Below are 15,033 nucleotides of genomic sequence, written 5' to 3'. Positions count from 1 at the left end.
CGGATCGGGCGGCGACCGCCTGCGCGCAGGTTCGGGAGAACCGCCTTGAGGCGGCCGCGTCTCAGTTGGAGAAGAAGTCCGGCAGCTTGAGCGCGCCCGACTTCAGGTCCTCGATGAGCTTGGCCTGCGCCGTGTCGAGATCGCCCGGAATGCCCTCCCCCAGGCGGTTGAGCGGCGTGAGCACCAGGCCGTTGTTGGCGAGCTGCACGGTGGTGAACTGCCTGCCGAACGTGCCGGCCCGGATCTGCTCCACCCAGGAGGTATAGAGCGGCAGCAGGTTGAGCTCGACGCTGGCGATATTGACCTTGGACGCCAGGCCGCCCGCATCGCCGGACACGCCGATCGTGCGCAGGCCTACGGCACCGGCGCCGGCGGCGACGCCGTTGCCGATGCCGTCGCCCGAGGTCCAGACGAGCTGGGCGCCCTGGGCCGCGACCGAGCGCGTCGCCTCCAGGCCCTTCTGCGCATCGTCGAAGGAGCCGGTGAACACCTCGATCGTCCTGGCGTCGGGACGGACCGAGGCAAGGCCCGCCTTGAAGCCGGCATGGGTGGCGAGGATGAAGGGCAGCTGCGGCCCCCCGACGATGCCCACCGTGCTCACGCCGGCGATCCGGCCGGCGAGCCAGCCGCCGAGATAGCCGTACTGGCCGAAGTCATAGGTCCAGCCGTCGACATTGGGCAGCAGGCGGCCGGCGAGGTCCGGCCCGGCCGACGCGGTGAAATGCGTCTTGGGAAAGTCCTTCGCCACCTTCAGGATCGGCGCCGACAGGCCGATGCCGTGGCCGATGACGAGATCATAGCCGCGGCTGGCATAGAGGCGGATGACCGGCTCCGCCGCGGTGGGATCGGCGAGCTTCTCGCGGATCTCGAACTCGACGTCGCCGCTCGCGGCCAGCTTTTTCAGCGCCGCGACCGCGGGCTGGTTGAAGGAGCCGTCATTGGCGATCGACTCGACCAGCAGCACCGCCTTCAGCTTGGCGGCCTCGGCGACGCCGGCCCCGCCCGCCAGCACGGCTGCCGTCGCAGCCGCCATGAGACTGAGATATCGACTGGCAAGGCGGCGCATGCACTCGGCTCCACAAGCACGACGAGGTCGAGCGCCGGTCTCGGTCGCCCGGAGATGTTGTCAAAATCCATAAACTTTATGGACTAATTGTCAACTGCTCTGGGAACGATGGCGGCGCCTGTGGAATTCGACCGCGGCGCCGACCGATCCGAACGGTGGCGGGGCCCTGCACCCGTCGCAGGCGGCCACTGGAAGCGAGAGGACCCCGGACGTCACCGCCATCCCAGCGCCGGGGCGACATGGGTCAGGATCGCCTCGATCACATGGGCGTTGTAGTCGACGCCGAGCTGGTTGGGGACGGTCAGGAGCAGTGTGTCGGCCTCCCGGACGGCCTCGTCCGCGGCCAGCTGCTCGATCAGCACGTCCGGCTCGGCGGCGTAGCTGCGCCCGAAGATCGCCCGGGTCTTCTCGTCGATGAAGCCGATCTTGTCCCCGTCCTCGTCACCCCGGCCGAAATAGGCGCGGTCGCGGTCGTCGACCAGCGCGAAGATGCTGCGGCTGACCGAGATCCGCGGCTCCCGGCCGTGGCCGGCCGCCTTCCAGGCCTCGCGATAGGCGCGGATCTGGTCGGCCTGCTGGACATGGAAGGCCAGCCCGGTCTCGTCGTCCTTGAGCGTGGAGCTCTGCAGGTTCATGCCCAGCCCGGCCGCCCAGACCGCCGTGGCGTTCGAGCTCGCGCCCCACCAGATACGCTCGCGCAGCCCCTCCGAGTAGGGCTCGACGCGCAGCAGGCCCGGCGGGTTCGGGAACATCGGCCGCGGATTGGGCTGGGCGAAGCCCTCGCCGCGCAGCACGTCGAGGAAGGCCTCCGCATGGCGCCGGGCCATGTCGGCCTCGCTCTGGCCTTCGGGCGGGCGGTAGCCGAAATAGCGCCAGCCGTCGATCACCTGCTCGGGCGAGCCGCGGCTGATGCCGAGCTGCAGCCGTCCGCCGGCGATGAGGTCGGCGGCGCCGGCGTCCTCGGCCATGTACAGCGGGTTCTCGTAGCGCATGTCGATGACCGCCGTGCCGATCTCGATGCGGCTGGTCTTCGCGCCGACCGCGGCCAGCAGCGGGAAGGGCGAGCCGAGCTGGCGGGCGAAGTGATGCACCCGGAAATACGCCCCGTCCGCTCCCAGCGCCTCGGCGGCGACGGCGAGGTCGATGGACTGCAGCAGCGCGTCGGCCGCCGACCGCGTCCGCGAGCCGGCCGAGGGTCCCCAGTGCCCGAACGATAGAAAGCCGATCTTCTTCACAACATGGGTCTCGCTGTTCACGGCACGGGCCGGCATCGCCGTTCAGGCCGCCCTGCGCGGGGGTGGAGGCCGGGCTGCGATCGATGATCGATCCGCCAGGGGCGAGGCGCCGACCGGCCGGGGCAGGCCGTCAATGCGCCGCCTCCTCCGCCAGCGCAAGCGGGCGGGTGAGGGAAAACATGATGCGGCCGCGCGCCGCGTCCACCCGGGCGCCCATGGACTGGCAGGCCCGGAGCAGATCGTCATAGGCGGAGCTGCCGTCCGGCTCGACGCGCCGGTTGAGCTCCACATAGATTCGCCCCGGGAATCGCACATGGCGAGCCGACAGCGCTCGGAGGAAATGCAGCCAGTCCTCCGTCGTCCAGGTGGTTACGGCATCCTCCGTCTTGCTGAAGATGTCGAACACCACGCCGAGGCAGGTGATGAGATCGTATTCTCCGACTTCATCCGGAAAAGGGCTCTTGGGATAGACGATGTGGTCGACCCGCTTCACCCCGTAGAGGTCGTGCAGCTCGCGGAACAAGGGCGGATCGGGTCTGTCCATTCCCAGAACCTCGTGCCCCAATCCGCTGCAGACCGCCGACAGGTCCCCACCGCCCGAACCGATATCCAGCATCCGGAGCCTTGGGCGGACCAGGTCGAGCCATCCGATTTTTGCGACCTTGCGCCATACGCAGAATGCGACGTCGAGATATTTGTATTCCCGGCTGCGATCCGTGTTGACGAGGATCGCTTCGCGATAGCGCTCCTGCATGGCGGCATGAACCGCCGGATTGACTCGCCCCATGGTTAGGTCAAAAAGAGCAAGTTCCCGGATGCCCCTCACCAGGGGACGCACCTCGGCGATGCGCTGTGGCAGGGGCGTGAGCGGTTCCGGCCCAGTTGGCATCGTGCTCGCAGAGGCTGTGAATCCCAATGCATGTCATTGTAGCTGGCGCGACGGGTCGCGCAATATTGGGCTGGGAGCCCCTGCTCGATTTCGTCGAGGCGAAGGGCGGTTCGGCCGGCATCGTCCTGACGGATCCGGGCGCCGCCGACGATGTCGAATGGCCCGCGCCGGCCCGTGCGCGCTGGAAGCACATCGTCGATCCCAGCCGCCAGGATGCGATGCAAGGTCTCACCGACGCGCTCGTGCTGGAAAGACCGGATGCCGTGCTGCTCGCGACCGACTTGCAGGGCCTGGAGGGCGGTCTCCATGCGGCCATGCACCAGGTCCCGCAGCGGCCGGCCGTCGTCGGCGCGCAGCACGGATTTTTCCAGGACTGGGGCCGCTACAAGCAGCTGTCGGGCTTCGATGCGTTCCTCACCTACGGTCCGTTCTTCCAGGCCGCCGTGGCGGATGACCCGCGCTTCGTCGCCGCGGCGCTCCCGAAGGTCGACCGTATCCGCCACCGCCCCCCGACGCGAACGCACGGGCGCGTGCTCCTAGCCCCCGGGACGCATTTCAACCCGAAGCTGGTCGAGCTCGTGCTGCGGCTGAAGGAGGGCCATGGCCTGGACGTCGTCGTGCACCTTCACCCGGCCGCACGGGACCTGCAGGAGAGCCTCTCCCAATATGACTTTGTCCTGTTCGACAGGCGAAGCGATCTCAATGAAGCCTTGAGCGGCGTGGACGGCGTGATCACCGCGGGCGGCACGATCACCCTCGAGGCGCTGGCCGCCGGAAGGCCGGTCGCCGTCCTGCCGTTTCAACGTGGCGAGGCTTACGATCAGGCCGGAATCGTCGCAGACGATTTCAGCCCCGAGAGCTCGCTGAGCATCTTCAAGAAATTCAAGGACGATCCGTTCCGGGCGAAGGCAAAGGATTTCCTGGCGGCGACGACGGGGTCGGGAACACACAATCGAAGCAGAATCGTCTATTCCAAGCTGATCGACATCATCAAGGAAACTCAAAGGAAGAAGGCTTCATCCATATCCGTGATCGAGCGGGACGAGAGGGACTCCGACAAATCCATCGCGATCTCCGACCTGGTTTCCGGCCTCGGCCCGACCTTCTTCTCGATCGATCAACTCTCCCAGCTCCGGCATCACCCGGAAAGCACGGTTGAGGTGCTGCGAACCGCCTATTACGAGGCGATCGTCAGTGACCGAGCCAAGAATTGGGACGGCCTTTACGACAAATGGGTGCTTTTCCCGCATCCCTCCGGGCCCATGCTCTGGCTGCGGCTCGGCGATACCGTATCGCACGGCATCATCCGGCGGGAGCGCGACGACAGGATCACCAAGTTCATTCTTTCGCGGCTGACGCCTGGCGGAACCTTCATCGACGCCGGAGCCAATGCCGGGTGGTTCACCCTCAGGGCCGCGCAGGCCTACAAGGAGCTCGGCGAGGGCCGGGTGGTCGCCTTCGAACCTCAGTTCCAGCTGTACGATCACCTCTTGAAGTCGGTTGAGGCGAACGGCTTCGGCGCCCTTGTCGAAGTCCACCGGATGGCGCTCGGGGACGAAGATCGCTCCGTCAGGATGTCCGACGGAGGCAGGAACAGCGGCGGAAGCTTCGTCCTGAACGATCCGGCGGGCAGCCGGGGCAGCGTGCCCATGCGCCGCCTGGACGACCTGCCGATACCCGTCAAGTCTCGCGTCGATTGCATGAAGCTCGACATCGAGGGGGCCGAGCCCCTGTTCGCCGCCGGAGCGCGCGACTTCATTCGACGGCACCGCCCCAGCATCGTTTCCGAGGTCAACACCAAGAAGCTTCGAAACGTCTCCAGGTACAAGAGCGAAGACTATATCCGCCTGATCGAGGACATGGGCTACAAGACCTGCGTTCTCAAATCGGATGCCGCGCTCCGGCCGTTCGAACGATCCAGCCTGGAGACGTCCAGAGGGGTCATCGACGTGGTCTTCGAGCCCCGGCTCTGACGATCGTCCGGGTTGCGCAAGCCATCGCGCCCGGCCCGAAGGACCGGCCGGACGCAACGCCGTCCGGCCTGCGATCGTCGCACCCGCGGCCGCCACCCCGACCAGGCCGGGGTGGCCGTGACGTCGCCGGGATCAGGGGACCGGCTTGAAGTAGACGTTGATCACCGTCCGATCGTCGACGAGATCGCCTGAATCGAGCTCGACCAGCCGACCGTTTCCTGCGACCTTGAGGGGAACGTAGCCGAACTCGGCAACCGACCGGATATAGGATGCGGCGTCGCTGCCGGAGACCAGCCTCAGCTTGCGCACGCTGACCTCGGAGATGATCGGCGGCCGATGGCGGCTGATGAACTCGCGCGCGCCCTGGAGGAAGAGGGGCTCCGCCCCCTCGATGTCGATCTTGATCAGATCGACGCGCTCGACCTTGGGAGCGACCTCGTCGAACCGCCGGATCGGGACCGTCTCGAAATCGGGGCGCGTGATCTCCGAGCGCACGATCGAACTGCCGCCGCTGTTGAGGCCGGCATCGATCATCTGGATTTCGCCGTTGCGATCCCCCAGGGCCATGCGATGCGCCGAGATGATCTTGTCATAACCGTTGGACGCAATGCTGCGGACGATGTGTTCGAAAATATTCTTCTGAGGCTCAAACGTATAAACGTGACCTCCCTTCGCATTATTATAGTAATGCGCAGAGACGAAGCTGAACCATCCGACGTTGGCGCCAATGTCGATAAAATTTCCGCCGGGACGCAGGTGCTCTCGCACGATGTTTGTTGTCGCCCTATCGTATACACCGCGAATGATGGCGGACGATACACTATCCCCGAGCTTGATCCACATCTTGAATCCCTCGGAGTGCTCCAGAAGAACCCACTTCCCCTGGATTCCCCCCCAGACGCGCGTCCGGTTCGCGCGATCCCAGGCCACGCGGGCGTTGCGCAACACCACCGATGCACCGGGATGCCCAGCCTTGAGATGATCAAGCACCTCCTCGGTTATCACGTCGCTTCCCAAGCCGGCCTGAAGGTCGGCAAGCGTCACGTGGAGCCCCTCGGCCACCACCTCGACGTCGTCGGTTTGCGTCATCGTCTTCATGCTGATGCCATCTGCTGCGCCTCCGATCGAGGCGATGAACTTTGATGCCGTGTGAGCACGGAACCGGCGAGTACTGCGAAACGGAAATGGAACGCCTCGGTGCGGGAATGCGTCTCGGGCCCTTTGCGACGGATCCTGACGACCTCCTTCACGGGCGCCCTGCGGGAGTAACGCCACATATCACCCGCCCCGAAGGAAGAGTTCACGCATGTTCGGCAAGGCTCCAAATCCATGCACAGATAGAATCTGCAACCGAGTCTGCACACACAAATCCTGAATAGGCCCTTGGGTATCACGGGTCCGGCATAGTGTCACCGGAGCTTTACAGAATTATGCATGCACAACCTCCTCATTCGCTCCCATCTCTTTGAGTCTACTTGTTCAGCTCCGCATCGACGCCGCCATTCCCGCGCCGGCGCCAAGCGCCGGGTCGCTTGTCGACGATCGGCGGCTGTCGGCCTCACCGCGTTTTCCCGTCCAGCTGAGCGGCGGTCCCGCCCGGAGCATCGCCCGGCTCGACCGGGTAAGTGCTTGTACCATATGCGCAGCCCTCTTCCAGGCGGGGGCCTCAACGAGTCGAAGGCTGTTGCCCGCCCGCATCTCGCGTTGCCGATCGTCCATGCCAGCCTCTGGAAGCAGAGCAAAAGGATCAATCGTCACCCAGCAGCTGACACCGACCCGTCGCGGCGACGGCAGGAGATCGAATCTTCAAGCGACTCAAATCGCTTCCTTGAAGACCGTCTCGACGCGGTCCTTCTCCGCCTCGTCCTCCAACGCCCGCTGCAGCCGCTTGCGCACCTGACGAAAGAGCCTCACCGCATCCCGCGCGGGATCCAGCAACTTGTCGCGGTCGGTGGTCTGAATGATAGCGGCCGCCAGAATCGCCGCAGCCACGTCCACGCTGCCTTTCGCCATGCGGTCCTCCCGCAACACGCGCCACCCCGGTGGTTAACGTGCCCGATGTTGCCGTCCGGTGCAAGACTCGCTCCCGGCGCCCTTCCGGCCGCGCACGGCACGGTGACATCCGCCTCCCGGCAGGCGGAAACGGCGGCCATCCACCGCCCGGCGCGTCCGCGAGCATCATGCCTTACCCCGAAACCATGAAGCGCTTCTCGGCGCTCGCCCCGTCGTGAATCCCGAGATATTGCTCGACGGTCGCCTCCGCCATGCGACGCACCGAGAAGGTGGCCGAGCCCCACTCCCGCGCCCGCTGCGACATCATCCGCCACCGGTCCGCGTCGGCGAACAGGCGCTGCAGGAGCGCTGCGGCATCCGCCGGATCGACCACGCGCTCGCTTGGCAGGACGAAGCCGGTTTCGTTCGGGAGCATGGTCTCCACCGACCCGCCCGCCGGGGTGGTGATGACCGGGACACCGGCGAGCTGCGCCTCGATCAGGACATTGGGCAGCCCCTCCACGTGGGAGAGGAGCATGAAGGCGTCGAATTTCGAAAGCCAGAAGCCGACGTCGGAAACCCGGCCGGGGAAGAGGACCCGGTCGGCGATGCCCAGCTCGCGGGCGCGCTCGATGGTCCGGTCGCGCAGCGGGCCGTCTCCGACGAGGACGAAACGGGCGCCTTCGACACGGGCCGCGGCGTCGAGCCACACCAGCGGCCGCTTGTTCTCGTCGAAGCGGATCACCGTTCCGACCGTGAACCGGGCCCCGGCCGTTTGCGCCGCGAATCGCTCCCACATCTCGGTCGAGGACGGCGCAGGATCGGGCGAGGGCAGCGTGACGCCGTTGCTGATCACGTGGATGGACGCAGGATCCACGCTCAGCCATTCGGCATATCGGTTCGCCGCGCGCCTCGAGTTCGCCGTCAGGACCACGCCGGGCGCACGCAGGACGGCTCTGTAGAGATCGACATATTCGGGCTTGTTGCGGCCGAGGCGATCAGGCGGCGGCATGGTGCGGGTGGACAGGATGATGCGCGGCACGCCGGCGATCAAGGCGGCGATCGTGGCTTCCAGGACCATGCCGTCCTGCCAGATATGCGCGATCTGCGGAGACAGGAAATTGATCGCATCCACCAGCTTGATCGTGCCGACGGAGATCTGGGGCGAAAGAAATTCCAGGTATCTGGCATAGGGCAGAAGCAGCGAGCGCCTCTCCTGCCCGCCATAGGGCAGGAAATTCGAAAACTCCGAGACGGAAATGCCGCGATCGACCAGCGGCTTGAGGAAAAAGCTCGCGCCGGGGCGCGAGCTGAGCGAGCGGCAGAACACCGACAGAGGCCCGAAGACCGCGCTGTCTCCGACCGGCTCGCCGGACACCAGGGCGTTCTGCAGGGCCGTCGCGGTCTCCACGAGCTGGCGCTCGGCACCGCCCGCCCCCAGGGACCCGGTCATGAGCAGAACCGAGCCCACGAATGTCGACGGCGGCCGGACCGGGCGCCCCGCGGTCAGGATCTCGTCGACCAGATTGTTGAGGGCGACGTCGGTCGTGCGCCGGCCGGTGACGATGATTTCCGGAAGGCGCAAGGATATGTCATCGATTTTCTTTTGAATCTTCTGCAGGTCTTTGTTTATGGCCGGCGTCGAAGCTCTGATGGTCTGCTTTCCGGCCTGGAGAACCTCGACGGCCCGCTCGAATTCGCTTCGCTTCACCAGCGATTGCGCATATTGTACATAGCTCGCCTCATCGTCGGGGCGCTTCTGCAGCAGCGAGTCGCAGGCGCTGTCGGCGAGATCGTACTCGTTGAGCTCGATGAAGCCGGCCGCATACAGTCGAAGATCCCTCGGGCTGTCGGGCAATGCCGGAAATTGCGCGGAGATGGCGGCATGCGCGGCCTCGACGCCGAGATCGCGACTCGTCCATCGAATGAGCCGCGCGAACGCGAACTCCGACGACGGGAAGCGCCGGTGAATCACGCGCCAGATCTCGTGGCTTCTCTTCTTGTGGCGGGAGCGCTCGACGAGACGGCCGAACAGGAGATACAGGCGCTCGTCGTCCGGAAAGGCGCCGACGATCTGCAACAATCGCTGCAGCCGCCCGTCGATGCTGGGATCGCCCGACGGCACCTGGATCAGAGCCGTCGCCTCCGTCAGGTCACGACGGCCCGGCGCATGATGCCCCGAGCCGTTTCCCTTGGCAGGAAGCGCCTGCTCCAGAGTTTCGAGGATCGTTTCAAAGTCAAGGGCGCGCCCGCCGGGCGATCCCGCACCGCGGCCTGTGAAAATGGACAGGAAACGCCCTGCAGCCATGCTTCGCACGCCCACGTCGACAATGGTCCCCTTCCCGGCGCGGCATCTCTCATGCGTTCGACGGGTGAGTCAAGGCCGCCCTCGCCGACCGCGGCCTCGCGGCAGGGGCCGGCGAGAGCGGTTCCGGACGCGCCGATCGGCGCAACGGGCACGGGGCTCCGGCGGATGCCGTGATGGCCTTCCAAACGCAAGTCCGGTATGCCATACAAAAGGTGTGGGCACGTCGCCTCCATTCGAATCCGCGGGAACAAGCATGGTCGCGGTGGGAATTTGGTTCGCTCCGCAGGCTGGCACTTGTCTGAACGGCGTTGCCGTGGAAGCGGACGTTCTCGAGCCTTCAATGGAGCTTTGTATCCTAGGATACTGACGGATCGGGCGCTGGAATCGGAACAGTTGACGTCGTTTCAGTCTCGGGGAATTCCATGCGACATCGCTCATCTGAGTTGCGGCAGGCCTTCGAAGCGACATGGGAGGACGGCGATTCCAATGCCGAGCATTCAATCCAGACCCTGAAGCAGTTGAGGGACGAGCTCGCGTCGGAGCGGACGAAGCTGAAGGCGGCACATTCCGAGATCGTGCAGCTGCACGCACTTCTCGCCAAGGTCATGTCGACGTCGGCCGAACGGGATGTTCTTTCCTACCAGCTGGGAAGCTGCATCATCAAGTCGCGGAGCCCCAAGACTATCCTGGTATTGCCCTACCGCCTTTTCAGGATCCTCTGGCGTTTCCGATCGAGGCGCCGCGTCAGGGAAGAGAACGTCGTCTCGAAGATCATCCTGGGCCCGCCTCCCGCCCGGCGTTTCTCGATCCTGGAGGAAGCCCGTCGCGTCCTGGACAGCCGGGGCAGCGAGGAGGCCATGGCATGGATTCGCGGCCACAATCTCAACGCCGCCGATACGGCGCGCGTGGTGGCGGAATTCGCCCGGCAGCTGATCCACACGAACAGGCAGTCCGCCTTCGATCTGGCGGTCGAATGCTGGACGCTGCACAACCAGTGCGATTATTTGCCGGCGCTCGTCGCCGAGTTCCAGAGCCGCGGCGCGCTCGACGAGGGGCGTCGGCTCGCATCCCTGCTGCAATGACGAAGCCGCGCCGGCCGATCCGAGGGTCGCCCGCGAAGCGGGAAGACCGGCGCCGTCGGGCCGGGCGGTGACGTCGACCGGGCTGAGCGCCCCGGTCTCGACGGACACGGAACGTCCTGCCACCGCGTTGCAGAGGGATCTACGCCACCCCTCAGGCTCACAGCAGTCCAAGGGAGCGTGCCCCGCGCCGTCGGATCACCCGGCGAACCGCGAAGCCACACATTGACAAAAAACGGACGGGAGTTCGCAATGACGGATAAAAGTCACAAAGCCCCGGATAAAAGAACATGCGTCGGCACGTCAGACTGGCACCTGCCGCCGCCCGACTTGAACCCGTGGCTTTCTACGTCGGCCCGTGGAGGCATTGTATGATCGCGTCCATCCTCATCCGCCACATCACCGCGCTTCACCTTCAGCGAAGTGATGGCCCATAATCGGCCGGCCGGTATCTCCGCAGCATCCCGCCACAAGACGACATCACGCAAGGGAGTCTTTCCGTGTCCTTCCTACGCAAAGACATGTTTGGCAACAACGCCGCAGAACGAGGCCGCTTCGAGAAAAAGGCTGCCGACATCATAGCATCGGGAGAACCCCTTCGCCTTCAGCTGGGCTTTGGACGACATCCGTTGAAGGATTTCCTCAATCTGGATTTTCGATACAGAATTCTTGAAGATAAGGAGTCCGACGAATTTTACGATACGACGTTCATTTTTGACTGGCCAAATGGAATTCCCATCCCAGACAATACGGTAGACTTCGTTTTTCACGAAGACATGTATGAGCATCTTGATCAGAAGGAACAGTACTATCTTCTGACCGAAATTCTCAGAATATTGATTCCCGGAAGATATCATCGGATCAATTGTCCGAATCTTGAGTATATCATGCGGACCATGTCGGACTTCAAAAAAGGTCCCGCCGGAATACACGACGAATGGGCCGCCTGGCATCACAAGAACGTTCCGACAAAAATTTCGCTCGAAGAGCAGGCGCGAATCGTCGGTTATCGGCAAGTTCACTTCAACGGCAAGAACCAAACGGTCTCCGGTGTCGTCTTCCGTGAGCGCAGACCGGGAGGGCAGTACGATCAGAAGGAATACAATGTCTTCGCCGACCTTCAGAAGTAGATTGGCGATCATCTGACATTCGGATGCGTCCCGCAATGGTCGTCCCTCTGCGCAATCCGGAATCGACATGGAACGAAGCGCCGGCGTCGCTCGCCGGCGCAATTCGGCACAGCCCCCGCACGGCGAGACCGTTGCGGAGGACGACCTTTCTTGAAGAACTGCATCGATTTGGTGGCGATCGACGGGGACCGGGAAAACGACCTTGCGACACATGAGCAGCCGCCGAGGCCGCCATATCGGATTGTTGGAAGTCCTTACATGGCAACGCGCGATGTTCCGCGAGCGTGACGGCTTCATTCGACGATTAGGGCGGCCTTACTCAGACTCAAGGTCTCCAAGGCAATGATCAACGGCCGTGCTCCCCGGCATGGATCACTCGGTACGAGATGACGCCCCCGCCCGGCTTCGAGGCCGGACGGGGCAAGGTCCTCGCGGCAAGCCGGCGGCATCCACCCAGCTCGTCCGAGCCATGGATCTCGCGGAACCTTGACGCCGACGAAAATTGCTTCTTGCGTCATCCTGGACGCGAACTGTGCAGCCGAATGGAGCGTCTCACTTGAACGAGAACCCGAATATTGCCGTTATCGGTCTTGGCTACGTCGGATTACCGCTCGCGATCGCCTTTTCGCGAAAGGGCTACAAGACCATCTGCTTCGACATCGATCGCTCACGCATTGAGGAACTGCGGCGCGGACATGACCGCACGATGGAGTTTCAGCCGCACGAGCTGGAAGAGGCGCGGCCATCCTTCACCGACGCTCCGGCCGACCTTCAGCCGGCAAACATCTATGTCGTCACCGTGCCGACGCCGGTGGACAGCGCCCGCCAACCGGATCTTCGCGCTCTTCTTTCGGCGTCCCGGACGATCGGCAAGGCCCTGTCGAAAGGCAATATCGTCGTCTATGAATCGACGGTTTTTCCCGGCGCGACCGAGGAAGAGTGCGTTCCTGTCCTGGAACGCGAATCCGGCCTGACCTGCGGCGTCGATTTCACGGTCGGCTATTCTCCCGAACGGATCAATCCCGGCGACAAGCAGCATCGCCTCGAGGATATCTGCAAGGTTGTCGCCGGCCAGGACGAACGCACCAGGGACATCCTGGCGTCCATCTACGGGTCCATCATCAAGGCCGGAATTCACCTCGCGCCTTCGATCAAGGTCGCGGAAGCGGCCAAGGTGATCGAGAATTCCCAGCGCGACATCAACATCGCCTTCATGAACGAGCTGTCGGAGATTTTCGAAAGGCTCGGCATCGATACCGGGGATGTTCTGACGGCAGCGCGGACAAAGTGGAATTTTCTGCCGTTTTTCCCGGGCCTGGTCGGCGGACACTGCATCGGCGTCGATCCCTACTACCTGACCTACCGTTCGGAGCGCGAGGGGTATCACCCCCAGGTCATCCTGTCGGGCCGCCGGATCAACGACAATGTCAGCCAGCGCATCGCGCGCGAATGTGTGCGCATGCTGCTGCAATCGGGAACCCCGGCGGCGCGGGTGGCCATGCTCGGCCTGACCTTCAAGGAGAACGTGCCCGACCTGCGCAATTCGAAGGCTGCCGACGTCGTCCTGGAGCTCCGCAGGTTCGGAATCACCGTCGACGTGGCGGATTCGCTCGCCTCGTCCTCCGACGCCCAGCATGAATACGGCATCTCCCTCACGCCGGTCGGCGACATGGCGAAGGCGGATGCGGTCATCGTCGCGGTTGCGCATCGCGACTATATCGAGGGCGGCTGGGACCTCGTGACGTCCCTGCTGAAGGACGGCCGTGGGATCGTCATGGACGTCAAGGGAATCCTCGACCGCTCGACGAAGCCCGACGGCGTGAAATTGTGGCGGTTGTAGACGGGGCCTCCGCATCGGCGGAGGGGTCGATGGCTTGCGGCGCGCCCGGAGGGATTGGTCCTGCCCTCATCACATCACGTGCGATGGCCGGTGGCACGTCTGCTCCTGCGCCGGGGCCGTCCGCTCAGCGCCCTGGCCCTTGCCGCGGATGATCCGCTGGTCCTGCATCGCCTCGGCCTCTGGCTTCGGGCGTCGCAGGCGCGGGACCATCGGCAGTCCCGGGCCATCCTGGCCAGAGCGACGGCGTTCGCGGCCTTGGGCCATATCGCGAGCGCCGATAATCTCGCAGGCGACGCGCTGCGGCGCGCGTCGGCCGCCGACGCGCGCCTGTTCGAGTTGGCCCGGGCACGATGGACCCCTGAAGAGGCCGTCGAACGCCTCGCCCGGCTGCTTCCCGCCGCGGCCGCAGCTGCCGCGCTGGCGATGGCCGACCACGCGTCCTTTCTGCACGACGCGGAACGCGTGCTGGCAACGGCCCCCGACGGGGTGGACGAGGCCGCCCTGCGTGCAGCCGCCGCGGTCTGCCGGACCGACGGCGCCGGGCAGCGCGCGGCGCTCGACGCGATGTTCGCGGCGAGCGGCCTCCGTCCCGTGCTGGCGCATGACGGACCGATCTTGACGTTCGCCGGCCTGGCATCCGAAGGACCACCGGCGCCGCGGCCGACGGTTCGCTCGCGCCAGCCACTGGTCAGCGTCCTCATGCCGGCCTTCGACGTCGAACCCTATGTGGCGGTCGCGATTCGTTCGGTGCGCGCGCAGACGATGGCCGATCTGGAACTCGTGGTCGTCGACGACGCAAGCCAGGACGGCACCCGCGAGGCCATCGAGCGCGCGGCCGAGGACGACGCGCGCGTCATCGTCATCCGCCACGCGGTGCGCCGGGGGACCTATGCCGCACGCGCCACGGCGCTGCGCGCGGCTTCGGGACACTATGTCACCGTGCTCGATGCCGACGACTGGGCCCATCCCGAACGCCTGGAGCGGCACGTGGATGCCCTCGGGAGCCGTCGGGCAACGGCGACCGTCAGCCGCCTCATCCGCATGGACCGGCGAGGGGCGCCGATGTCACCGCGGATATACCCGATCGTCCGGCAGAACACGAGTTCGCTCATGGTGGCGAGAGCGACGCTGGAAGCCGTGGGCGGCTTCCCGGATCTGCCCTTCGGCGGCGACCAGGCGCTGCTGTGGACCTTGCACGCGGCCTATGGCGGCATTCGGCGGCTGCCGATCATCGCAACGATTGCGAGCCATCGGGCCGGATCGCTGACGACCGGATCCGAAACCGGCACTTCCTCCCTGGCCGGACTTGCCGGCCGGGTGCAGCAGACCGAAGCGCTCCTCCTGCCGCTCGCACGATGGGGGCGTTAGGCCGCGCGACGGGGCTCGCCGCCGGCGCGAGCACGCGTCCTCGCGGACGGGATCGGCATGGTCGTCGGCGTTTGCAGCAGGGCCGAATTCGGACTAGCTTGCAACGGACCCGGCGTTTCAGAGAATGAAGTCGATGTCGTGTCCGGCACCGCA

The 15,033-nt window shown here is 65.1% G+C and carries 11 protein-coding genes; 5 read left to right on the top strand and 6 right to left on the bottom strand.

The genetic code is table 11. The annotated features are described in order from the left end of the window. Positions 1-61: 61 nt before the first annotated feature. The 3 genes from QO011_RS14825 to QO011_RS14815 all read right to left on the bottom strand — a co-directional run bounded on the left by QO011_RS14825 (position 62) and on the right by QO011_RS14815 (position 3,055). On the bottom strand, positions 62-1,066 hold the full coding sequence (locus tag QO011_RS14825; protein ID WP_307273251.1) for a BMP family protein: 1,005 nt from the start codon (positions 1,064-1,066) through the stop codon (positions 62-64). Between the two features lie 212 nt (positions 1,067-1,278). After that, positions 1,279-2,301, bottom strand: a complete 1,023-nt coding sequence (locus QO011_RS14820; RefSeq protein ID WP_307274199.1) for an LLM class flavin-dependent oxidoreductase — start codon at positions 2,299-2,301, stop codon at positions 1,279-1,281. A 130-nt stretch (positions 2,302-2,431) separates the two neighbouring features. Then, a complete protein-coding gene (locus QO011_RS14815) occupies positions 2,432-3,055 on the bottom strand; it encodes a class I SAM-dependent methyltransferase (protein WP_307273249.1) in 624 nt (207 codons plus the stop codon). Positions 3,056-3,255: 200 nt separating this feature from the next. Here QO011_RS14815 and QO011_RS14810 point away from each other — a divergent pair, with 200 nt between their 5' ends. Then, entirely contained in the window at positions 3,256-5,163 is a 1,908-nt protein-coding gene (locus tag QO011_RS14810) for an FkbM family methyltransferase (RefSeq protein ID WP_307273246.1), read from the top strand. Between the two features lie 132 nt (positions 5,164-5,295). On the opposite strand, the gene QO011_RS14805 is transcribed toward QO011_RS14810, so the two are convergent. The 3 genes from QO011_RS14805 to QO011_RS14795 form a co-directional block, all read right to left on the bottom strand. Next, positions 5,296-6,261: an FkbM family methyltransferase gene (locus tag QO011_RS14805; RefSeq protein WP_307273242.1), complete on the bottom strand. Its 966-nt coding sequence runs from the start codon at positions 6,259-6,261 to the stop codon at positions 5,296-5,298. Positions 6,262-6,978: 717 nt separating this feature from the next. Next, on the bottom strand, positions 6,979-7,176 hold the full coding sequence (locus QO011_RS14800) for a hypothetical protein (protein WP_307273240.1): 198 nt from the start codon (positions 7,174-7,176) through the stop codon (positions 6,979-6,981). A gap of 172 nt (positions 7,177-7,348) precedes the next feature. Beyond that, positions 7,349-9,463, bottom strand: coding sequence for a glycosyltransferase (locus QO011_RS14795; protein ID WP_307273238.1), 2,115 nt, complete (start codon positions 9,461-9,463; stop codon positions 7,349-7,351). A 422-nt stretch (positions 9,464-9,885) separates the two neighbouring features. On the opposite strand from QO011_RS14795, the gene QO011_RS14790 reads away from it, so the two are divergent. The 4 genes from QO011_RS14790 to QO011_RS14775 all read left to right on the top strand — a co-directional run bounded on the left by QO011_RS14790 (position 9,886) and on the right by QO011_RS14775 (position 14,880). Further along, positions 9,886-10,545 carry a hypothetical protein gene (locus QO011_RS14790; RefSeq protein ID WP_307273236.1) on the top strand — a complete coding sequence of 220 codons (660 nt, stop codon included), beginning with the start codon at positions 9,886-9,888 and terminating at the stop codon, positions 10,543-10,545. Between the two features lie 497 nt (positions 10,546-11,042). Beyond that, on the top strand, positions 11,043-11,672 hold the full coding sequence (locus QO011_RS14785) for a methyltransferase domain-containing protein (RefSeq protein WP_307273234.1): 630 nt from the start codon (positions 11,043-11,045) through the stop codon (positions 11,670-11,672). A gap of 556 nt (positions 11,673-12,228) precedes the next feature. Next, the gene (locus tag QO011_RS14780) at positions 12,229-13,512 is read left to right on the top strand and encodes a nucleotide sugar dehydrogenase (protein WP_307273233.1); all 1,284 of its coding nucleotides are present in this window, start codon (positions 12,229-12,231) and stop codon (positions 13,510-13,512) included. Positions 13,513-13,602: 90 nt separating this feature from the next. Next, positions 13,603-14,880, top strand: a complete 1,278-nt coding sequence (locus tag QO011_RS14775) for a glycosyltransferase family 2 protein (RefSeq protein WP_307273231.1) — start codon at positions 13,603-13,605, stop codon at positions 14,878-14,880. Positions 14,881-15,033 lie beyond the last annotated feature (153 nt).

The organism is Labrys wisconsinensis (assembly GCF_030814995.1).
Lineage (GTDB): Bacteria > Pseudomonadota > Alphaproteobacteria > Rhizobiales > Labraceae > Labrys > Labrys wisconsinensis.
This window is presented reverse-complemented; position numbering and strand designations above follow the sequence as displayed.